At 64.3% G+C, this 22,011-nt stretch carries 19 protein-coding genes; 5 read left to right on the forward strand and 14 right to left on the reverse strand.

What is annotated here, in order from left to right; translation table 11 throughout:
- Window positions 1-171: 171 nt before the first annotated feature.
- From ribD to glyA, 4 genes are read right to left on the reverse strand one after another with little or no spacing between them, the layout of a single operon-like run.
- The gene (ribD, locus tag HDE78_RS05670; protein ID WP_179477590.1) at window positions 172-1,254 is read right to left on the reverse strand and encodes a bifunctional diaminohydroxyphosphoribosylaminopyrimidine deaminase/5-amino-6-(5-phosphoribosylamino)uracil reductase RibD; all 1,083 of its coding nucleotides are present in this window, start codon (window positions 1,252-1,254) and stop codon (window positions 172-174) included.
- A 29-nt stretch (window positions 1,255-1,283) separates the two neighbouring features.
- Window positions 1,284-1,610 (reverse strand): antibiotic biosynthesis monooxygenase, encoded by a 327-nt coding sequence (locus HDE78_RS05675; RefSeq protein WP_179477529.1) that lies wholly within the window; start codon window positions 1,608-1,610, stop codon window positions 1,284-1,286.
- Between the two features lie 29 nt (window positions 1,611-1,639).
- Complete coding sequence (gene nrdR, locus HDE78_RS05680) at window positions 1,640-2,161, reverse strand: transcriptional regulator NrdR (protein ID WP_179477530.1); 522 nt, start codon at window positions 2,159-2,161, stop codon at window positions 1,640-1,642.
- A 15-nt stretch (window positions 2,162-2,176) separates the two neighbouring features.
- A complete protein-coding gene (gene glyA / locus HDE78_RS05685; protein WP_179477531.1) occupies window positions 2,177-3,430 on the reverse strand; it encodes a serine hydroxymethyltransferase in 1,254 nt (417 codons plus the stop codon).
- Window positions 3,431-3,785: 355 nt separating this feature from the next.
- Here glyA and ettA point away from each other — a divergent pair, with 355 nt between their 5' ends.
- Both ettA and pyrF read left to right on the forward strand, forming a co-directional pair.
- Entirely contained in the window at window positions 3,786-5,447 is a 1,662-nt protein-coding gene (gene ettA, locus HDE78_RS05690; protein WP_179477532.1) for an energy-dependent translational throttle protein EttA, read from the forward strand.
- 183 nt (window positions 5,448-5,630) lie between these two features.
- Window positions 5,631-6,464 carry an orotidine-5'-phosphate decarboxylase gene (gene pyrF, locus HDE78_RS05695; protein WP_179477533.1) on the forward strand — a complete coding sequence of 278 codons (834 nt, stop codon included), beginning with the start codon at window positions 5,631-5,633 and terminating at the stop codon, window positions 6,462-6,464.
- Here pyrF and HDE78_RS05700 read toward each other — a convergent pair.
- The 4 genes from HDE78_RS05700 to def all read right to left on the reverse strand — a co-directional run bounded on the left by HDE78_RS05700 (window position 6,442) and on the right by def (window position 9,295).
- Complete coding sequence (locus HDE78_RS05700; protein WP_179477534.1) at window positions 6,442-7,656, reverse strand: acyltransferase; 1,215 nt, start codon at window positions 7,654-7,656, stop codon at window positions 6,442-6,444. The genes pyrF and HDE78_RS05700 overlap by 23 nt on opposite strands.
- The gene (locus HDE78_RS05705) at window positions 7,649-8,398 is read right to left on the reverse strand and encodes a queuosine precursor transporter (RefSeq protein ID WP_179477535.1); all 750 of its coding nucleotides are present in this window, start codon (window positions 8,396-8,398) and stop codon (window positions 7,649-7,651) included. The genes HDE78_RS05700 and HDE78_RS05705 overlap by 8 nt, the downstream gene beginning before the upstream one ends.
- 83 nt (window positions 8,399-8,481) lie before the next feature.
- A complete protein-coding gene (locus tag HDE78_RS05710) occupies window positions 8,482-8,766 on the reverse strand; it encodes a DUF427 domain-containing protein (RefSeq protein WP_179477536.1) in 285 nt (94 codons plus the stop codon).
- Entirely contained in the window at window positions 8,759-9,295 is a 537-nt protein-coding gene (gene def / locus HDE78_RS05715; RefSeq protein ID WP_179477537.1) for a peptide deformylase, read from the reverse strand. Before def ends, HDE78_RS05710 begins: the two co-directional genes overlap by 8 nt.
- A gap of 324 nt (window positions 9,296-9,619) precedes the next feature.
- Here def and HDE78_RS05720 point away from each other — a divergent pair, with 324 nt between their 5' ends.
- Complete coding sequence (locus HDE78_RS05720; RefSeq protein WP_179477538.1) at window positions 9,620-11,722, forward strand: carbon starvation CstA family protein; 2,103 nt, start codon at window positions 9,620-9,622, stop codon at window positions 11,720-11,722.
- Window positions 11,723-11,732: 10 nt separating this feature from the next.
- On the forward strand, window positions 11,733-11,942 hold the full coding sequence (locus HDE78_RS05725) for a YbdD/YjiX family protein (protein ID WP_255457644.1): 210 nt from the start codon (window positions 11,733-11,735) through the stop codon (window positions 11,940-11,942).
- 64 nt (window positions 11,943-12,006) lie between these two features.
- Here HDE78_RS05725 and HDE78_RS05730 read toward each other — a convergent pair whose 3' ends face one another.
- The 6 genes from HDE78_RS05730 to iadA form a co-directional block, all read right to left on the reverse strand.
- Complete coding sequence (locus HDE78_RS05730) at window positions 12,007-13,179, reverse strand: VWA domain-containing protein (RefSeq protein WP_179477540.1); 1,173 nt, start codon at window positions 13,177-13,179, stop codon at window positions 12,007-12,009.
- A 12-nt stretch (window positions 13,180-13,191) separates the two neighbouring features.
- On the reverse strand, window positions 13,192-14,037 hold the full coding sequence (locus tag HDE78_RS05735) for a MoxR family ATPase (RefSeq protein ID WP_179477541.1): 846 nt from the start codon (window positions 14,035-14,037) through the stop codon (window positions 13,192-13,194).
- 225 nt (window positions 14,038-14,262) lie between these two features.
- Window positions 14,263-16,092, reverse strand: a complete 1,830-nt coding sequence (locus HDE78_RS05740; RefSeq protein WP_179477542.1) for a Mur ligase family protein — start codon at window positions 16,090-16,092, stop codon at window positions 14,263-14,265.
- Window positions 16,093-16,095: 3 nt separating this feature from the next.
- A complete protein-coding gene (cphA, locus tag HDE78_RS05745; protein WP_179477543.1) occupies window positions 16,096-18,891 on the reverse strand; it encodes a cyanophycin synthetase in 2,796 nt (931 codons plus the stop codon).
- 55 nt (window positions 18,892-18,946) lie between these two features.
- On the reverse strand, window positions 18,947-19,795 hold the full coding sequence (locus HDE78_RS05750; RefSeq protein WP_179477544.1) for a cyanophycinase: 849 nt from the start codon (window positions 19,793-19,795) through the stop codon (window positions 18,947-18,949).
- A gap of 140 nt (window positions 19,796-19,935) precedes the next feature.
- Window positions 19,936-21,102 (reverse strand): beta-aspartyl-peptidase, encoded by a 1,167-nt coding sequence (gene iadA / locus HDE78_RS05755; protein ID WP_218862046.1) that lies wholly within the window; start codon window positions 21,100-21,102, stop codon window positions 19,936-19,938.
- 173 nt (window positions 21,103-21,275) lie between these two features.
- Between iadA and HDE78_RS05760 the strand changes: the two genes are divergently transcribed.
- Window positions 21,276-21,818, forward strand: a complete 543-nt coding sequence (locus HDE78_RS05760) for a DUF2127 domain-containing protein (RefSeq protein WP_179477546.1) — start codon at window positions 21,276-21,278, stop codon at window positions 21,816-21,818.
- Window positions 21,819-22,011: the final 193 nt, after the last annotated feature.

Consider the following 22,011-nt stretch of genomic DNA (forward strand, 5'->3'; position numbering starts at 1 on the left):
AGGCGCTGCACCCATTGACGTAAAGCAGTGGATAGGGCCAGATTCGCCATATTCAGGGGTTTTGCATAGCTTTTAAGTACCGACTCAGGCGTGCCTATCCCTAGGCGTAAAACCTCGATCATGTGCCCTACCCATCATCGTCGGCCTGGTTGGCAACGATGCCACGTTGAATCAAGCAGCTTTTAGCGGACGCAGGCGCAAACGCCAGTCGTTGCCCAGCTGACGCTGCTCGATCATTCGCAGCTTCCAGCGCTGGGCCATATCGTCCAGCGAGGGCAAATGCAGCAGTGGGCGGGCGCTGTCGCCCAGCAACAGCGGCGCGATATAGAGCAGCAGCTCGTCGACCAGGCCTGCGGCGAACAGTGCACCGCAAAGCACCGGGCCGGCTTCGACCTGCACCTCGTTGCAGCCGCGCTCGGCGAGCAATGCCAGCACAGCGTTCAGATCGAGCGCGTCGCCCCGCTGCGGTACGAACAGACATTCGAACGGGCCCACGGACTCACCGCTTTCGGCCGCCGTTTCATCGATCGTCGCCGCATGAAGCATCAGCGTCGGCACGCTGCCGTCGAGCACATGGCTGCCGGCCGGCGTGCGCCGCTGCCGATCCAGCACCACGCGCAGCGGCGGCGTAAACGCCTGCTCATCGGAAAGCCGCACGGTGAGACGCGGATTGTCGGCCAGCACGGTGCCGCTGCCGGTGAGAATGGCCGAGCTGCGCGCGCGCCAGCGCTGCACGTCGGCGCGCGCGGCTTCGCTGGTGATCCACTTCGACTCGCCGTTGGCCAGCGCCGTTCGGCCATCCAGACTCATCGCCAGCTTGACCCGCAGCCACGGCCGGCCGCGTTCGATGCGGCTGAAAAATCCGATATTGAGTTCGCGGGCGGCGTCGCACATCAGCCCGGTGTCGACGGCGATACCGGCCGCGCGCAGCATGGCGATACCGCGACCGGCTACCTGCGGAAACGGATCTTCCGCGGCGATCACTACGCGCGCCACGCCAGCGGCGATCAGCGCTTCGGCGCAGGGCGGGGTTCTACCGTGATGCGCGCAAGGTTCCAGCGTGACGTAAGCCGTCGCACCCTGCGCGCGCTCACCGGCTTCGCGCAAGGCGAACACTTCGGCGTGCGGTTGGCCCGCGCGCTCATGCCAGCCTTCGCCAACGACTTGGTCTGCATGAGCAATGACGCAGCCGACGCGTGGATTGGGCTGCGTCGTATAAAGCCCTCGCTCGGCCAGCCGCAGCGCGTGCGCCATATGGCCATGATCGACGGCGCTGAAGGTCGTCACGCCTTGGGGGCCTGAGGGAATGGCGACCAGCAGTCCAGCACGCTTTCCAGCTCTATCGGCGGCAGGCGTTCGATGATGGCTTGGGCAGCGCGCTCGCGCATGCCCGGCTCGGCGTCGTCGTCTTCCATCGACTGGAAAAAATGTTCGCGTGCCTCGCGCGAGATCCAGCGTGCGATGGCGACCCAGCAGCCTTCCGTATCCTTGAACAGGCTCGATCCGCCCGACCCTGCAGCCAGTCCCAGCAAGGTGATGCGTTCCCAGTTGGCGATGAAATCCCGCTCCCGGTCGGGATGCAGACGCCAGCGGTAGATGGCCACGAACATGCTCGCTCCTTGCCGGTACGCGACGCGGATCAGACTTTCTTGCTGCGCTTGGCGACGGTTTCGCCGAGCAGTTGCAGCTGCAGCGTTTCCAGCCCGGGCAGGTCGCGCTCGAGCTTTTCGATTTCTTCGCGAAACGCGTGCACATCCTCGAAACTGCGATAGACCGAGGCGAAGCGCACGTAGGCAACCTGATCGAGATTCTTCAGCTCGCGCATCACCAGCTCGCCCACTTCACGCGACGGCACTTCGCGGTCGCCGCTGCGGCGCAGGTCGTTGACGATGGCGCGCACCGCCGCGTCCACCGCATCGCTGGTCACCGGACGCTTCTGCAGCGCGCGCTCGAAACTCACCCGCAGCTTGCGCTCGTCGAAGGTCTCGCGCCGCTCGCCGCTTTTCACGATCGTCGGTAGCTTGAGATCCGCGGTTTCGAAAGTGTTGAAACGCTCGCCACACTGCGGACACTCACGCCTACGCCGCACCGTACCGCCGTCCTCGGCGAGGCGCGAATCGATCACGCGGGTATCTTCGTGCTGGCAGAAGGGGCAATGCATGGTCGGCTAATACGATCAGCCGTAGACCGGAAACTTCTTGCACTGAACCGTCACCGCTTCGCGCACCCTGACGATCACGGCGTCGTCCGACGGCTTGTCCAGCACGTCGCAGATCCAGTTGGTCAGTTCGATCGTGTCCGCTTCCAGGTAACCGCGCGTGGTGATCGCTGGTGTGCCCACACGCAGGCCAGAGGTGACGAAGGGCTTGCGCGGGTCGTTCGGTACGGCGTTCTTGTTGACGGTGATGTGCGCCTTGCCCAGCGCCTCTTCCGCGTCCTTGCCGGTAACGTCGCGGCCGATCATGTCGACCAGCATCAGGTGGTTTTCGGTGCCGCCGGAGACGATCTTGTAGCCGCGCTCGATAAAGGTCTTGGCCATCGCCTTGGCGTTCTTGATCACCTGCGCCTGGTAGGTCTTGAACCCCGGCTCCAGCGCTTCCTTGAAGGCCACGGCCTTGGCCGCGATCACGTGCATCAGCGGGCCGCCCTGGATGCCGGGGAACACGATCGACTGCAGCTTCTTTTCGATCTCTTCGCCCGCGTCCTTGGCGACGATGATGCCGCCGCGCGGGCCGCGCAGGGTTTTGTGCGTGGTCGAGGTGACCACGTGCGCGTGCGGCAGCGGGCTCGGATACACGCCAGCGGCGACAAGGCCGGCAATATGCGCCATGTCGACGAACAGGTAGGCGCCGACCTTGTCGGCGATGGCGCGAAAGCGCGCCCAGTCCATCAACTGCGAGTAAGCGCTGTAGCCGGCGACGACCATCTTCGGCTTGTTCTCGACCGCGAGACGCTCGACTTCGTCGTAATCGATCAGGCCGTTCTCGTTCACGCCGTACTGCACCGCGTTGAAGATTTTGCCGGAAAAGTTGACCTTGGCGCCGTGGGTGAGATGGCCGCCATGGGCCAACGACATGCCCAGAATCGTGTCGCCCGGCTGCAGCAGCGCAAAGTACACGGCCTGATTGGCCTGCGAGCCCGAATGCGGCTGCACGTTGGCGTAATTGGCGCCGAACAGTTCCTTCAAGCGCTCGATCGCCAGCTTCTCGGCAATATCCACGTACTCGCAGCCGCCGTAGTAGCGCTTGCCCGGATAGCCCTCGGCATACTTGTTGGTCAGTTTCGAGCCCTGGGCTTCCATCACGCGCGGGCTGGCGTAATTCTCCGAGGCGATCAGCTCGACGTGATCTTCCTGGCGCTGGCCTTCGTCGGCCATAGCCTTGGCCAGTTCGTCGTCATAACCGGCAATCGTGCAGTCCTTCGGGAACATTCTTCGCCTCGGCAAGTGGGGAGCGGGATGGAGAGCGCGGGGCTATACCCGCTTAACCAGCCTGAAAGTGTAGCGCTGCCGGGGGTTTGCGGCCACTGCCGTGAGGCAAGAGAGGGGCTGCCAAGCGCGCTCTGACGTCCCGGCGTCGCCAATGCCACAGCCCAGGGCGAGCACGCCGCAAACCCGCTTGCCCGAACTGCCATCGCGGTTTGCGGCTTGCGCAGGCAAAACGCACCGTCGCGGGGCGCCAACCGTCAACGTCCGCTCATCACAAGCCGGTATAATAGGCGGCTAGACAAATTTCTCTTTGACGCGTGGCCCGCTCAGGGCCGCGCGGTAAGCCTACGGAGGCTGCATGCAGTACATCTACACCATGAACGGGGTGAGCAAGATCGTTCCCCCGAAGCGCCAGATCATCAAGGACATCTCGCTGTCCTTCTTCCCTGGCGCCAAGATCGGTCTGCTCGGCGTCAACGGCGCAGGCAAGTCCACCGTGCTGAAGATCATGGCCGGCGTGGATACCGACTTCCAGGGTGAGGCGCGCGCCAACCCCGGCACCAAGATCGGTTACCTCGCGCAGGAGCCGCAGCTCGACCCGGAAAAAACCGTGCGCGAGGCGGTCGAGGAAGGCGTCTCCGAAATTCTGGATGCACAGAAGCGGCTGGAAGAGGTCTACGCCGAATATGCCGAGGAAGGCGCCGATTTCGACAAGCTGGCCAAGGAGCAGCAGGAGCTGGAAAACCTGCTGGCCGCCAACGACGCGCATGCGCTCGAGCGCCAGCTGGAAGTCGCCGCCGACGCACTGCGCCTGCCGCCGTGGGACGCCAAGATCGGGCCGCTGTCCGGCGGCGAGAAGCGCCGTGTGGCGCTGTGCCGACTGCTGCTGTCCAAGCCGGACATGCTGCTGCTCGACGAGCCGACCAACCATCTGGACGCCGAGTCGGTCGACTGGCTGGAAAAATTCCTGCACGACTACACCGGCACCGTGGTCGCGGTGACGCATGACCGCTACTTCCTCGACAACGCGGCGGAGTGGATTCTCGAGCTCGATCGCGGCCGCGGTATTCCGTGGAAGGGCAACTACACCGAGTGGCTGGAGCAGAAGGGCGAGCGTCTGGCCCGCGAGGAAGCCGCCGAAAAGGGCCGTCAGAAAGCGCTGGCGCGCGAGCTGGAGTGGGTACGCTCGGCGGCCAAGGGCCGTCAGTCCAAGGGCAAGGCGCGTATCAACCGCTTCGAAGAGCTGAACTCGGTCGAGTACCAGAAGCGCAACGAAACCAACGAACTGTACATTCCGCCGGGCGAACGCCTGGGTCAGGAAGTAATCGAGTTCAAGAACGTCAGCAAGTCGTTCGGCGACAAGCTGCTGATCGACGATGTGTCGTTCAAGGTGCCACCGGGCGCCATCGTCGGCGTGATCGGCCCCAACGGCGCCGGCAAGTCGACCCTGTTCAAGCTGATCATCGGCCAGGAAACACCGGACAAGGGCGAAGTGAAGCTCGGCCACACCGTCCAGTTGGCCTACGTCGACCAGTCGCGCGACAACCTTGATGCGAAAAAGAACGTGTGGCAGGAAGTCTCCGGCGGCGCCGACATCATCACCATCGGCAAGTACGAGCTGCAGTCGCGTGCATACATCGGCCGCTTCAACTTCAAGGGCACCGATCAGCAGAAGCTAGTGGGCTCGCTGTCCGGCGGTGAGCGCGGTCGTCTGCACCTGGCCAAGACCCTGATGCAGGGCGGCAACGTGCTGCTGCTCGACGAGCCGTCCAACGATCTGGACGTCGAGACGCTGCGCGCGCTGGAAGACGCCATGCTCGAGTTCCCCGGCTGCGCCATGGTGATCTCGCATGATCGCTGGTTTCTCGACCGCATCGCTACGCACATCATCGCGTTCGAAGGCGACTCGCACGTCGAGTTCTTTCCCGGCAACTACAACGAATACGAAGCGGACAAGAAGCGTCGCCTTGGCGAAGAAGGCGCAAGGCCGCATCGGGTGAAGTATAAGAAGCTGGCTTGACCTGGGAGGGGCGAGAGGCGAGTAGCGAGGGCGCAAGCTCCAGATTAGAGGCGAACTGAAAACTTGCGCTCACAGGCGTGAAGGTCTGAATCGAGCTCAAGAGTATCGGCCACTCGCCCTCGCCTCTTATCCCTTGCTTTTGAACTCGCCCCTCGTCACTCGCCCGTGCGCAAAGGAACCCGAATGAACTTCATGCAGTCACTCCAGCTGGCCTGGGTACGCAACGACTCGCTGGTCTGCGTGGGCCTCGATCCGGAGCCGACGAAATTCCCCACGGCGTTCCGCGGCAAACCCGATGCGATCTTCGATTTCTGCCGCGCCATCGTCGACGCTACCGCCGATCTCGCGTGCGCCTTCAAGCCGCAGATCGCGCACTTCGCCGCGCTGCGTGCCGAGGATGCGCTGGAGCGGCTGATCGCGCATATTCATGCGCGGCACCCTGGCGTGCCGGTGATCCTCGACGCCAAGCGCGGCGACATCGGTTCCACCGCACAGCACTACGCGACCGAAGCGTTCGACCGTTACGGCGCCGACGCCGTGACGCTCAACCCCTATCTCGGCCGCGACTCGGCCCAGCCGTTTCTCGATCGCGCCGACAAGGGCGTGATCCTGCTCTGCCACACCTCTAACCCGGGCGCCGCCGACCTGCAGGATCTCAGCGTTCTCGACGCCGACGGCATCGCCAAGCCGCTCTATCAGCACGTGGCGCAAATCATCGCCCGCGACTGGAACACCAACGGCAACTGCGCCCTGGTCACCGGCGCCACCTGGCCCAAACAGCTGGCCGAAGTGCGCGCGCTCATCGGTGACATGCCCCTGCTGGTCCCGGGCATCGGCGCGCAGGGCGGCGACGTGGAAGCCGTCGTGCGCTACGGCCAGACGGCCGATCACACCGGCCTGATGATCAACTCCTCCCGCGCGATTCTCTATGCCAGCAGCGGCGAAGATTTCGCCGAGGCAGCGCGTGCAGCGACGCAGGAATTGCGCGAGAGCATCAACCGCTATCGGAAGGATTAATCTCACTTCGTATTATCGAAGCGAACTTTCGCATTCGCGGTTTGATTGATGTCAGCATCCGCGCACGCAACGCCCGCTCGCACGGCATCGAAACAAACTTCGCCACGGCCTTTCCAAGCAGCCAGCAGAGCGGCAGCGCGAGGAGATACCAGAGGAATCCCCAGCGTATGTCGCTGCCGGTGGCGCGATAAACGCGCACCACGGCATACACGACGAACATGTGGCTGAGGTAGATCTCGTAGCTGAGCCTGCCCCACGATGCCAGCCAGCCGAATCCGCGGAGCGTCGAAACCGGCCGCGCCTGCAGGGCAATCAGCACCAGCATCGCCGAGACCGTCAGCTGCAAGAGAATGCTGTCGCCCATCAGCGGCCAGAGAAGACGGCCGCCAAACATTTCCGCCAGCATGCCGAGTGAGCCCACGATGATCAGGCTGCGCGTCAGCGCGGTCGGCAGCACCGGCCAGCGCTTCGCCAGCAAGGCGCCGATAATGCCGATCGCGATGGCCGACATGCCGGGCAGGTAGGCTTTTTCCTGCCAGATTTCATTGCCCGTAAGCGCGCCATGCGTCCACGGCATCGACACGGCCAGCAGTACCAGCAGCGGCGCCAGTATCCAGACGCGTCGCGTCAGCAGGCAGACGATCGGAAAGCCGATATAGAACGCCTCCTCGATCGACAGCGACCACAGCACGTCCCAGTTGCCCGGCAGGTAACCGGTCATGCCCTCGTACCAGTTAAGGTGCAGGCCGAGCGCGGCGAGGATCGCACGCGGCAGCGACTGGCCCGGTCGATCAATGACATAGTCCTGCACGCCCAGAGCGTGCAGCACGCTGAGCACGACCACCAGCAACAGCAGGCACGGCACGATGCGCGAGAAGCGCAGCGCGTAGAAGGTCTTGATGTCGATGCGCGCAAGATCACCCCAGCGCCGCAGCGCGTTGCCGGCGATAAGAAAGCCTGAGATCACGAAGAACACGAACACCGCTTCGTAACCGTTGTAGTTGAGGTTGGATAAAAAACTGCGCGGCAGAACATCGGCCAGCAGCATCTTCTTCAGCGGAATGCGAATGCCGATATGGTTGAGGATAACCAGCACAATGGCCAGGCCACGCAGCAGATCGATGCCGGTATTCCGCGCGATGCCGGCCGAAGGAATCACCGCATTCCCACTCACTCCATTGGCCTCACGCATGCGGCGCTTGCCCGCCTTCGTCGCGCAGACTGAAGGGATTGAAGCGCGTGCCGTAGTCGAAGGTATCGACGTTTTCAGCGCGCTTGAGCCAGCCCACCACCGCGTAGGTGACTGGCGTCAGCACCACTTCGACCAGCACCTTCATCACCCAGTTGAACACGATCACCTTGACCAGAGTCGTGCTTTCCCAGATGCCGTAGAAGGCGATCGGGTAGAAGGTCACGCTGTCGAACGCCTGGCCGAACACGGTGGAACCGATGGTGCGCGTCCACAGGTGTTTGCCCTTGGTCAGCAGCTTCAGACGGGCCATCACGAAGGCGTTGACGAAGTCGCCAACCCAGTAGCCGATCATCGAGGCCACGGCGATACGCGCGGTGCCGCCGAAGACGGTTTCCAAGGCAGGCTGCAGGGTCTTGTTGAACGGCTCGGCGCCGCTGGGCGGCATGTGGATCACCACGTACGACATCACCGTGGCGAAGATCATCGCGCCGAAGCCGGCCCAGATCGCGCGCCGCGCCCGCGCGTAGCCGTACACCTCGGTCAGCACGTCGCCGAAGATATAGCCGATCGGAAAAAACAGGTTGCCGGTACCAAAACTGAGTGCGCCAATCCACGGCAGGTCGATCACGCTAACCTTGGCCGGTCCAATCAGGTTGGAACACAACAGCACCGCGACCATGCCAGCGACCAGCATGTCGTAATAGCGAAAACCACGAGCCGGCGCAGCGTCGGAGACAGTCATCGAGTCGCCCCTAGGTAGTGATGCCTAAAGCATAACCCGGGGCGGCACGAGGACTACCGCGTCAACTTAGACAAAGACCAAGGTCAGACCACCTCGACGCCGCGCCAGAACGCCACGTGATCCTTGATCTCCTTGGCGGCGTCTTTCGGCTCCGGGTAATACCAGGCCGCGTTGGCATTGACCTCGTCGCCGACCAGCACGTCGTAATAGCTCGCCGTGCCTTTCCAGCCGCAGACCGTGTGGTGATCGCTGCCGCGAAAGTTTTCCTTGTGCAGCGATTCGGCCGGGAAGTAGTGGTTGTTTTCCACCACCACGGTCTTGTCGCTTTCGGCCAGCACCACGCCTTTCCACAATGCACGCTTAGTCATCGCTCAACTCCTGTCCAGGAAACAGCACGTCGGTATAGCCGAACTTGCTGAAATCAGTAATGCGCGAGGGGTACAGACGACCGATGAGATGGTCGCATTCGTGCTGCACGACACGCGCGTGAAAACCTTCGGCGGTACGCTCGATGCGCTCACCCTTGGGGTCGATGCCTTCGTAACGAATCAGGCTGTAGCGGCTGACCGCCCCGCGCAAACCGGGCACGGACAGGCAGCCTTCCCAGCCCTCTTCCATATCCTGCGACAGCGGCGTGATCACGGGATTGAGCAGGATCGTTTGCGGCACGGCCGGCGCATCGGGATAGCGCTCGCTGCTGTCGAAGCCGAAAATCACCAGCTGCATATCGACGCCGATCTGCGGCGCCGCCAGCCCCACGCCGCCGACCGAGTGCATGGTCTCGAACATGTCGGCGATCAGCGTGTCCAGCTCGGCGCTGCCGATCAGCTCTTCCGGCACCAGCGGCGCAATGCGCAGCAGGCGCTCGTCGCCCATCCTCAGAATCTCGTGAATCATTGCCGCCTCATCGTCTGGAACATTCTTATGAATGGATAGGGCCGGATCGCGCAAATGCAAGCTGGATCGCCTGCTTTTCAGTAGCCACTCAAGCAGCATCACCGTTCAAAAAACGTTGTGATCGCCACGCCGTCCGCAGCTTTTTGCCAACCGGTATGGCGAGCCGACCCGCCACCCAAGCCAGCGCACCTATGGCGGACGCGATCCAGCGCGATACGCGTCGTTTGCCGGTCAGATCTCGGAGGCATCGAGGGAAGCCGAGGATTGACCGCTGCGTCGTGCAAGGCGACTCTTGCAGTTCTTGTTGCCTGAGATTTGCCTGCTATGCGCGACCCCATCCCCCAGGGCATCACCCCCACGCCCGCGAGCGCGCCGTCGTCGGCGAGCAGCCGCCTGCTGTGGGCGCTGGTCGCCATCGTCGGCGCAGCCTGTCTTGGCGTCGTCGCGCTGCGGCGTGGCGAGCCGGTGAATGCGATCTGGCTGGTGGCGGCGTCGCTGGCGGTGTTCGCCATCGCCTACCGTTTCTACAGCCGCTTTATCGCCGGCTTCGTACTGAGACTGGACGCGACACGGGCCACGCCGGCTGTGCTGCGCAACGACGGCCTGGACTATGTGCCGACAAACCGGTGGGTGGTGTTCGGTCACCACTTCGCCGCCATCGCGGGCGCGGGGCCGCTGGTCGGGCCGGTGCTGGCGGCGCAGATGGGTTACCTGCCCGGCACGCTGTGGATTCTGTTCGGCGTGGTATTCGCCGGCGCGGTGCAGGATTTCATGATCCTCGCGCTGTCGCTGCGTCGCGACGGGCGCTCGCTTGGCCACATGCTGCGCGAGGAGCTTGGCCCGGCACCCGGCGTAGTGGCGATGTTCGGCGTGCTGGTGCTGATGATGATCGTGCTGGCCGTACTGGCGCTGGTGGTGGTGAAGGCGCTGACGCACAGCCCTTGGGGCACGTTTACAGTCGCCGCCACCATTCCCATCGCGCTGCTGATGGGCACGTATCTGCGTTGGATTCGGCCGGGGCGAATTCTCGAGGGGTCGCTGATCGGACTGGCACTGCTGCTGGCGTCGATCGGCTACGGCGCGCACGTGGCCGCGTCGCCGACGCTGGCGCCGCTGTTCGACTTCGATGCCAGGGCGCTGGCGTGGTGGCTGATCGGCTATGGCTTCTGCGCGTCGGTATTGCCGGTATGGCTGCTGCTGGCGCCGCGCGATTACCTCAGCACGTTCCTGAAGATCGGCACCATCGGCCTGCTCGCGCTGGCGATCTTCATCGCCGCACCGACGCTGCAGATGCCGGCGGTGACGAAGTTCATCGACGGCAGCGGGCCGGTGTTTCAGGGCGGCCTGTTCCCCTTCCTGTTCATCACCATCGCCTGCGGCGCGGTGTCGGGCTGGCACGCGATCATCGCCTCGGGCACCACGCCCAAACTGATCGGCAACGAGGGCGAAGCGCGCCTGATCGGCTACGGCGGCATGCTGATGGAGGCATTTGTGGCGATCATGGCGCTGATTGCTGCAGCGTCGCTGCATCCTGGCGTGTATTTCGCGATGAACGCGCCGGGCGCGCTGATTGGAAACACCGTGCAGAGCGCGGCCACGGCGATCAGCCAGATGGGTTTCGTCATCACGCCGGACGAGCTGCTGCAGACCGCGAAAAACATCGGCGAAACCAGCATCCTCAGCCGGGCCGGCGGCGCACCGACGCTGGCTGTCGGCATGGCGCAGCTGCTGCACAACATCCTTCCCGGCGGCGGCATGATGGCGTTCTGGTACCACTACGCGATCCTTTTCGAAGCGCTGTTCATCCTCACCACCGTCGACGCGGGCACGCGCGTGGGCCGCTTCATGATCCAGGAGATCGCCGGGCTGATTCACAAGCCGCTGCAGGCAACCGAATCGTGGACGGGCAACCTGCTGGCCACCGCGATCTGCGTGTCGCTATGGGGCTATTTTCTGTATCAGGGTGCGGTCGATCCGCTGGGCGGCATCAACACGCTGTGGCCGCTGTTCGGCATCGCCAATCAGATGCTGGCGGCCATTGCGCTGATGCTGGCGACGGTCGTGGTGGTGAAACTCAAGCGCCAGCGCTATGTGTGGGTGCCGGGCATACCTGCCGTATGGCTCATTCTCTGCACGCTGACCGCCGGCTGGCAGAAGCTCGTCGGGCCGATCAGCTTCACGGCGGCGGCCAGCAAGTACGCACTAGCCGCGCAGCAAGCTCATCTGCTGGCGCCGGCCAAGACCGCCGCCGAGATGCAGCGCATCGTCAGCAACAATCAGGTCGACGCCGCGCTCACCGGCTTGTTCATGCTGCTGATCGTCAGCATGCTCGGCTTCTCGCTACGCGCGCTGGTGAGGGCGTGGAACACGCCGACGCCGACCGCGCACGAAGAACCCTATGTCGCGCTCGCCAGCGTGACGCATTGAGGATATGTCGATGACTCGATCAGCGATCACCCACATCGTGCGGCAAGGCTGGCAGCGCCTCACGCAAACCGCCCGCCTGTGCTGCGGCATACCCGATTACGAGGCTTACGTGCAGCACCTGCGCCAGCACCATCCCAAGCGCGGCGTGCCAAGTTATGAAGCGTTCTTTCGGGAGCGGCAGGTCGCGCGATACAAAGGGGCGAGCGGCAGGTGTTGTTGATTCGTAGGTTGGGATTCGCTCACGCTCATCCCAACCTACCAAAGCTTTGCGATCGCCAGACCTTTTAACGCACCAATTCCCGCATCGCCAGCTCGATGCCTTTCGGCGTCAGCTCGAACATGCGCGGGCCGAGAATCTCGGTGATCAGGCGATTGGAGACGGTGTAGTTCCAGCTGTCCTGCGACATCGGGTTGAGCCACGCCAGGCGCGGAAATTTGGCGGCCAGCCGCTGTAGCCAGACGCCGCCGGGTTCGGGGTTGTTGTGCTCGACGCTGCCGCCGGCATGGGTAATTTCATAAGGTGCCATGGCGGCGTCGCCGACGAAGATCAGTCGTGTATCCGGCGGATGCGTGCGCAGCACCTCCATCGTGCTGATGCTGTTGCTGTAGGTGCCCCCGTCGCCCCGCCACAGGCGCTCGTAGACGCAGTTGTGGAAGTAGTAATGCGTGAGCCGCTTGAACTCGCCGCGGGCCGCGGTGAACAGCTGCTCGCAGGCATTGACGTGGTCGTCCATCGAGCCGCCGATATCGAGCAGCAGCAATACCTTGATCGCGTTGCGGCGCTCGGGCCGCATCTTGACGTTGAGCAAACCGGCATCACGCGCGGTGGCGTCGATGGTGCCACCGAGGTCGAACTCCTCCTGCGCGCCGTGCCGCGCAAAGCGGCGCAGCCGGCGCAAGGCCATCTGCAGATTGCGCACGCCGAGTTCGGCATCGTCGGCAAGGCCGCGGAACTGGCGCTTGTCCCAGACCTTGACCGCGCTGCGGTTGCCGCCCTGCCCCACGCGAATGCCTTCCGGATGAAAGCCGCCCGAGCCGAACGGGCTGCTGCCGCCGGTGCCGATCCACTTGTTGCCGCCGGCATGGCGCTCTTTCTGCTCGGCCAGACGCTGGCGAAAGGCTTCCATCAATGCATCGAGGCCGCCGAGCTTTTCGATCGCGGCTTTTTCCTCGTCGCTGAGCTGGCGCATGAAGTCACGCCGCAGCCAGTCTTCCGGGATCACGGCGTCAGGCATCAGCGGCTGGCTTGCCACGCCCTGCCACCATGCGCCGAAGGCCTGATCGAAACGATCGTAGTGGCGCTCGTCCTTGACCCAGATCAGGCGGGTGAGTTCGTAGAAATCCTCCTGATCGGCGAAGGCGACGTGCGCCTTCAGCGCGCCGTGCAGATCTAGCAGCTCACGCAGGCTCACCGGCACACCGGCGGCGCGTACGGCATTGAACAAGCCGATCAACATGCGCCATCAACCTCAGCGCGACTGGCGGCGATGCATAAAGGCGAGCCGCTCCAATAGCTGCACGTCCTGCTCGTTCTTGATGAGCGCGCCGTACAGCGGCGGAATCGCCTTGCCTGGATCGCGCTCGCGCAATGCCGATGCGGGGATACGATCGGCCAGCAGCAGCTTGAGCCAGTCGATCAGCTCCGAGGTCGACGGCTTCTTCTTGATGTTGGGCACGTCGCGCAGCTGGAAGAACATCGCCAGCGCTTCGTCGACCAACGCCTTGTCGATATCGGGGTAATGCAGGGCGATGATTTTTTCCAGCGTCGCCGCATCGGGAAACACGATGTAATGAAAAAAGCAGCGGCGCAAAAACGCGTCCGGCAGTTCTTTCTCGTTGTTGGAGGTGATGACTATGATCGGGCGATGGCGGGCGCGGATGGTTTCGTCGGTCTCGTAGACGTAGAACTCCATGCGGTCGAGTTCCTGCAGCAGGTCGTTCGGGAACTCGATATCGGCCTTGTCGATCTCGTCGATCAGTAGCACCACGCGCTCATCCGACTCGAACGCTTCCCACAGCTTGCCCTTGCGCAGGTAGTTGCGCACGTCGTTGACGCCTTCCACGCCGAGCTGGGAATCGCGCAGGCGGCTCACCGCGTCGTATTCGTACAGACCCTGCTGCGCCTTGGTGGTGGACTTGATGTGCCAGGTGATCAGCCGCGTCTGCAGCGAGCGCGCCAGCTCCTCGGCCAGCAGGGTCTTGCCCGTGCCCGGCTCGCCCTTGATCAGCAGCGGCCGCTGCAGCGTGATGGCCGCATTGACCGCGAGGCTGAGGTCAGAGGTGGCGACGTAGGTGTCGGTGCTTTGGAAAGTCATGGGATGGATATCGATGGAGATGATGACAAGGGTAGCTCAGGCGTGCGGGCGTCATGTCGTAGGTTGGGATGAGCAACGCAAATCCCAACGCGGCGGTGGGAAAATTGGGATTTAAGAGCCGCTCCTGCGGCTCGCCCTGCGGGCCATTCGCTTCGCGAATGTTCGTTCCGGCACCCTGCCGCCACAGTCGCTTCGCTCATCACCAACCTACAAAAGCCGGGGCGATCAATATTGAGGAAGCGTCGAACCGGCAATCCAATGGGTTGCCTGAAGCTGATCCAGCAGCGTCACCACGGCCTGTCGGGCCTGGGTGCCGTGGGTCGGCAAGACCAGCATGTCGCCGTCCTGCGCCCAGGCGAGCAGGCCGCGGACGGCGTCGATTTCGTCGAGGCACTCGACCACGGCGTCGGCAGGTACGCCGCGAACGGCCAGCTCGTTACGCAGGATATCGGCAACCTCACCGGCGACGCGGCCGCGCATGAAACCGTCGATATCTTTCAGCACCACACGCTGCGGGTGGAAGCTGGCGGCGACCGCCGCCAGTTCGCGGATGTCGGCATCTTCGCGATTGCCGGCCTGGCCGAGCACGAGTCCGAGACGACCATTCTCGTTCGCGCTCCTCGCCACGCCCAGCAGACCACGCAGTCCTTCGGGATTGTGCGCATAATCGACGAAGACCTTCAGACGACCGAGCTGCCAGTGCTGCAGTCGACCGGGGTTGTCGGCATGCGCGCGGCCGAAGCTGGCCAGCACCGTGACCATCGTTTCGGCGGAGATGCCGAGCGCCATCGCGGCGAGAACGGCAGCGGATATATTGGCTACGTTATAGGCGGCGCTGCCGGCAAAACTCAGCGGCATCTCGGCCACGCTGCCCAGGTCGTGATCGACGCCAAGATAGTGCAAGTACAGACGACCCTCGCGCACGCCGCAGGTGCTGCCGCCGCGCGCGCGATGCGCCTGCAGTATCGGGTGCGCCTCATCCAACGCGAACCAGGCCAGCGGTACGCCGATCGTCGCGGCGTGCTTCACCAGCATCGCATCGTCGGCGTTGAGGACCAGCAGCCCAGTCGTGCCCAACGCACGGGCCACGGTGAGTTTCACCTGGGCCAGGTCGTCGAGAGTGTGGATGCCGTATTCGCCGAAGTGATCGTCGCTGACGTTGGTGACCACCGCGACATTAGCGTGCCGCACGGCGAGCCCGCGGCGCAGAATGCCGCCGCGCGCGGTTTCCAGAATCGCCGCATCGACGGTCGGCTGGCGCAGCACTTCGCGCGCGCCGGCGGGGCCGGAGAAATCGCCGGAGTCGATCGCTTCGCCATCGATAAATACGCCGTCGGTACAGCTGTGCCCGGAGTGCCAGCCGTGCGCGCGAACCATCGCGGCCAGCAGGCGCACCGTGGTGGTCTTGCCGTTGGAACCGGTGACCACCGCGACGGGAATATCGTGCAGCGACGGCCAGTCCACGTCGCCCACGGCAGGCAGTTGACCGATCGGCCAGACGCGCGAGCCGCGGCCTTCGCCGATCGATACCGCATCGTCGTCCGCCAGCGCCGCGAGGCCTTTCGCCTCAGCCGCCTGCATCAGAGCGATGAGACCGGGCCGGCGCTCCGCCGCCGCTAGCGCACGCAGCGTATGGAAGGCCGAATCCCGATCCCACGTGGCCGGATGGCCGGGCGCGTGCAGGCCGACGTTCATCGCCAGCGCATCGGCCAGCGTAGCCAGCCACGCCCACTCGTTGACCTCGGTGGCGCTGTAGAGCTGATCGATCGGCGCCTCGAAGGCCAGCGCGGCGCCGCCCACGTGCTGCCGCTCGAACAGCGGCGCGTGCGGCCAGCCCAGCGCATCGCGGGCCAGCGACACGTTCACGCGCCAGGCGTGCCGCAGCGTTTCGTCCGGCAGCACGCCCAGCGTTTCGAGCACGGCGCCGGTGCCGGCGAAATACAGATTGATGCCGGTGAGGCGGCGCGAGTCCTCGAACGGCAGCGGTTCGGACGACACCGGCGTGGATAGTTCAGCCGTAAAGACGGCCGGATCGTTGGGTTCAATCGCAGGCATTGATCAGTCGTCACTTTCGCGCGAGAAGCGCACGCCGCGCTCGTCGCGCACCACGTCGCCGAGATCGGCAAAGTTCGCTTCATCGAAGCCTGGATCGATCGCCGTTGGCGCGGGCGGGCTCACCGACGCGTCCACGCGAACCTCGGGCGCACCCTCGGGCCGAAACTTGACGATCTGCTTCCACGAGCGCACCAGCGCGTCGGCGAAGATCAGCAGCAGGTCGCCCGGGCGGCCCATGCGCAGCGCGGCTTCGGTGGCCTTTTGTTCATCGGGGATCACGGAAATATCGTTGGCCAGCACACCCGCCGCCTGCAGCGCGCTTGACAGTATCCGCGGCACCTCGTCGCCGTCGCGGCCGCGCAGCGAATCGTCGCGGCGGCAGATGTAGTGGTCGAAGCGGCCGGCCACGGCGTTGGCGATGGCGACCAGATCCTCGTCGCGCCGATCGCCCGGGCCGCAGATCACCACGATGCGCCGACCGCTCACGTCGAGCCGCTGCGCCAGATCCGCCATCACCGACACGGCGTGCGCGTTGTGGCCGTAGTCGAACAACACCTTGAACGGATGCTCGCTGTACACGTTCATGCGCCCAGGCGCCTGGAAGAACGTGGTGTCGAACGTGCGCAGGCCCTGGCGGATCGCATCGAGCTTGATGCCGAGCGAGAACGCCATCGACGCGGCGACCATCGCATTCTGCACGTTGTGCAGGGCGCGGCCTTCCATGGTCGCCGGAATCAGGTGCGTCCACAGCAGCGGAATATGGCTGCCCTTGTCGTACAGCGTGATCATCGCCCCGTTGACGCCCGCCTCCAGCGCGCACGCGCGTCCACCCGCGCGCACGTGCTCGCGCACCAGCGCGTGCGAGGGATTCATGGTGACGTAGCAGATCACCTTGGCGTCGGTGTAGCCGGACATCTTCAGCACGTTCGGATCGTCGGCGTTGAGCACGGCGCAATCGGTGGCCACTTCCACCACGATGCGCTTGACCTCGGCCAGTTGCTCCAGCGTGTCGATGCCTTTCAAACCCAGATGGTCGGACTGCACGTTGAGCACTGCGCCGACGTTGACCTTGGGTACGCCCATGCCGGCACGGATGAGGCCGCCGCGGGCGGTTTCCAGAATCGCGATATCGATCTGCGGATCGGACAGGACCATGCGTGCAGACACCGGGCCGGTCATGTCGCCCTCGACCGTGCGCTGGCCGTCGATATATACGCCGTCGGTGGTGGTGAGTCCGGGCGTATAGCCGGCCATCTTGGTGATGTGCGCCAGCATGCGCGCGGTGGTGGTCTTGCCGTTGGTGCCGGTCACGGCTGCGATCGGCACCCGCGACGGCGTGCCCTGCGGAAACAGCATGTCGATGACCGGCCCGGCCGCGTCCCGCGGCGTGCCCTCGCTGGGGCTCACATGCATGCGGAAACCCGGCGCCGCGTTCACTTCGCAGATGCCGCCGCCGATGGTCTTGTAGCTTTCGGTGATATCGGTGGTGAGAAAATCCACGCCACCCACATCGAGGCCGATCGCGCGGATCGCGCGCACCGCCATGTCGCGGTTATCGGGGTGGATCACGTCGGTGACGTCGGTCGCGGTGCCGCCGGTGGAGAGATTGGCGGTGGAGCGCAGGAACACGGTCTCGCCAGCCTTGGGCACCGACTCGGCGGTGTAACCCATGCGCTCCATCATCATTTCTGCCTGGGCGTCGAGCACGATGCGGGTCAGCACTTTTTCATGGCCGACGCCACGGCGCGGATCGGCATTCACCGCATCGACCAGCTGCGAGATGGTCTGCGCACCGTCGCCGATCACGTGGCCGGGCGTGCGGCGCGTGGCGGCCACCAGTTCGCCGTTGACCACGAGAAGGCGGTGATCGTCGCCGCTGAGAAAATTCTCCACGATCACCGAGCGCGAAATTTCGCGCGCCTCGTTGAAGCCGGCGATGATCTCCTCGTCTGTCATCAGATGAATCGAGATGCCGCGACCATGGTTGCCGTTGAACGGCTTGGTCACCACCGGCACGCCGAGCCGGCGCGCGGCGCGCAGCGCGCCCTCTTCCGTCGTGACCAGCTCCTGCTTCGGTACCGGCAGGCCGAGCGTGGCGAGAATCTTGTTGGTCTCTTCCTTGTCGCTGGCCAGCTCCACCGCGATATGCGGCGTGCGGCCGGTCACCGTGGCCTGGATACGCTGCTGGTATTTGCCGTGGCCGAGCTGCACCAGCGACTGCCCGTTCAAGCGCAGCCAGGGAATGTCGCGCTTCTCCGCCGCGTGCACCAGCGATGCGGTCGACGGGCCCAGCGCGCGACGCTGCGCGTAGCGAATGAATTCGTCGCGCGCGCTCGGCCATTCCCAGCCCTCGGGCACGCTGTTGCGCGTGCGAAGTTCTACCGGCAGCAATGAGGACAACAAGCGAAGCGCGAGTTCGCCGGCCGCAATGCCTTCCTCTTTCTGCGCGTACTCGTATACGACCGAATACACGCCCGGCTTGTCGACGCTGCGGGTCTTGCCGAAGGTGACGTCCTCACCGGCCACGTTCTGCAGCTCGATCGCCACGTGTTCGAGCACGTGACCGAGCCAGGTGCCGTCGCCCTCGCGCATGCGGCGGATAAAGCCCCCCGGCTCGCGAAACGAGCAGCCGTGTTCGGCCAGGCCGGGCAACGCGGCGATCAAGCCGTCGACAAAGTCCGCACCGAGGCGACCGGTCGGCCACTGCTCCAGCTCACCCAGATCCAGCGTCAGCCGGATCACCGGAAAATGCGCATACAGCGATGGACCGACAAACACAGAGCGTTCCAGAATGCGCATAGGTTTTCCTTTGAAGATTGAACGGGCGGCGGCGGTCTCGCTGGAGCGGTTTACTTCATTCGCTTTTTTTCGGTACGGCCAGCGTACCCGCCGAGGCGTGGCGCGTCTGCATATTGAAGGTGGCGCCTGCAATCAGCACGTGAATGGTCACGCCGAGCATGCACACCGGATCGTGTTCGCCCGCCTGCGCCATCGAGGAAAACTGCAGGTTGCCCGCGTCCAGCACGGTGACCGAGCCGCTGCCTTCGACTTCCACGGTATTGTCCGGGCGGATGAACGCCGCGGTGTCCTCGTCCAGGCCGATGCCGACCGCGTACGGGTTGTACGCCAGTGCGGCCATGAGGCGACCCAGGCGATCGCGCTGGCTGAAGTGCTGATCGATGATGAAGCGATTGGTCAGGCCCAGCCCTGGCGCCAGCCGCACGCTGCCGGCGGTGGGCGACAGGCCTTCCTTGCCGAACGCGATCATGTGTTCGCTGAGAATGCTGGCGCCCGCGCTGGTGCCGCCCACGTGTACGCCATGCGCGTTCAACGCACGAATGCGCTGCGCCACCGGCGTGCCGCCCAGCATAGTCGACAGACGCAGCTGGTTGCCGCCGGTAAAGAAGATGCCGGTCGCCCGATCGAGCCGCTGCAGCCGATTTTTTTCTTCGGTGTCGCGGCGCATGTCGAAGTCGAGCACGCCGACTTCACCCGCACCCAGGCCGGTGAACAGTTTTTGGTAGCGATCGCCCGTGTCGGCCAGCTGGCTGGCCGTGGGAATCACCACCAGGTTCGCGTCTTTACCGCCGCACAGCTCGACGAAGCGCTTGAGTATCCGCGGATCGTTTTCTTTTTCTTCCGCACCACCGATCGGCACGATCCAGCCCCGCGCTTCCCCTTCCACCACCCTGCTGGGACTCATTGCGCTCTCATCTTTATTCGAAGTCATGGGTTCTCTGAGTCTCGGGGATCAATGAAGTTGACCATCGATCGTGACGCATCGAACGTCTGTTATTTGTTCAAGGCGCCACCCTGCGCCCTGCCGAAACGAAGTCGCGCGGTCTATGTCGACGTATCCTCGAACATGCCGTGGCGCGTGATCCGGCCATCGCGCATGTGCACGACCCCGCGGGCGATGACATCGTGCGCCGCGCCGGCGCTGTCCAGCGCCACCAGATCCGCGTCCGCACCCACGCCGACGTAGCCCTTGGCGGCCAACCGCAGCAACCGCGCCGGGTTTTGCGTGAACACCGGCAGCGCGTGTTCCAGCGGCACGCCGCGGGCGACTACCTCGTTCAAGGTTTCCAGCAGCGCGCCGGATTCGCCCACGCCCATACTGCAGACGTGGCCGTCGGCATCGAAGGTCGGCAGGCAGCCGCCGGCGTCGGAACTCACCGTGATGCGTTCGGCGTGCGCGCCGCTGTCGAGATAGCGCAGCAGCGCATCGGCGGCGCTCCACGCGTCCTCGCCTTCTTCTACCGGAAACGCGGTGAGGTCGATCGTGCAGCCGCTGGTAGTGAGCGCAAGCGCCTCGTCGAACAAACCCTTGCGTCGGTTAACGTGTGTGGGGTGAAACACGCGCGGCGGCAGCTCGCTTTTTTCCAGCGCCTGGCGCACCAGATCAAGCCCGCGCAGGCCGTCGCCCAGATGCAGATGCAGCACGCCGGCCTTGCCCGTCATCAGCCCGGCCACGTGCGCGTCGGAAGCCAGCCGCATCAGTTCATCCAGCGTCGGCTGGCTGGAGCGGTGATCGCTGATGGCCAACTCGCCGATGCCGATAAGCGCCTCGATAAGCACCAGATCGCCGCGCACGCTGCCGGTCAGCGTCTGCGGCGGCACGTGGTAGCCGCCGGTAAACGCCAGCGCGCTCAGGCCTTCCTCGCGCAGAGCATAGACGGTGGCCAGCAGATCGCGCGGGCCGCGCGCCACGTCGTCGGTGCCGAGCAGGCCGACCACCGTGGTGATGCCGGCGCGAGTAAAGCGCGAAATGCCCTGCGGCGGCACGCGCGTGCGAAAGCCGGCCTCGCCGCCGCCGCCGGTCACGTGCACGTGCGAGTCGATCAAGCCCGGGATCAGCCGGCGGCCTTGCAGGTCGATCGTCTCCACCGACAGTGCGGCCGGCAAATCGGCGAGCTGGGCGCCCATCCACAGAATGCGTCCGCCGCCCAGCAGCAGATGCTGCAGGCCCAGCGGCTCGGGCGCATAAACCTGCGCGTTGCGGAGAAGCATGAGATTCATCCGCGCAGCGTGCCGACCGGTGAAGGTGGCGTCAAGCTGGATCAGGCATAGCAGCCCAATCCCAAGCCCAAAAAGCCGGCCAACAGGGCCGCGCGACAAAGTTCTGCATCGACCATTCACCGGATAACCAGCACAATCCTGCGTTGGTTCATTGATTTAACGCCATGTCCAACACCTCCAACACAAAAACTTCCCCTGATGCCAGCCATCGTGCGCCCGCCAAGCCGGCGCGGCGTGAGTCGCAGCACGGCGTGGGATTGCGCGTGATCGCGATCTACAAGGCGGTGAAGACGGTAGGCCTGATCCTGATCGCCATCGCCTCGTTCCATCTGTACAAGACCGAGAATTTCGATCATCTGGTGCACTGGATGGAGCACCTGTCGCTGACCGACAGCAACGGCCTGCGATGGAAACTGGTGCAGGTGCTGGAAGACATGGGGCCGAACAAATTCGTGGCCATTGGTATGGTGGCGCTGGCGTATGCGGCGATTTTTGCGACCGAAGGCATCGGCCTGTGGCTGCACAAATACTGGGCCGAGTGGTTCACCGTATTCGCCACCGGTTCGCTGATCCCGGTCGAGCTTTACGAGGCCATTCACCACTTCAGCTGGCTCAAGCTGGCGGCACTGATCGCCAATGTCCTGATCGTGATTTATCTGGTGCGCATTGCATTGCAGTCGCGCAAAGAGATGAAGAACGCTGCATGAGGGAAGGGCTTTGGCCGGGTGGCCCAAACAGGCTGATTGCTCGTTTAAAGAGAAAAGCCCCGGCATGCCGTAATGCTGTTCACTTAAGCGGAGCATCCTTTCGATTCACGGGGTAGCGAGTCTTGGATATTTTGACGGACCTCGGCCTGGAAGGCCGAGGTCGTCTATCCAGAAACAGGTTGCCGATTCCGGC

The organism is Rhodanobacter sp. K2T2 (assembly GCF_013408815.1).
GTDB lineage: Bacteria > Pseudomonadota > Gammaproteobacteria > Xanthomonadales > Rhodanobacteraceae > Rhodanobacter.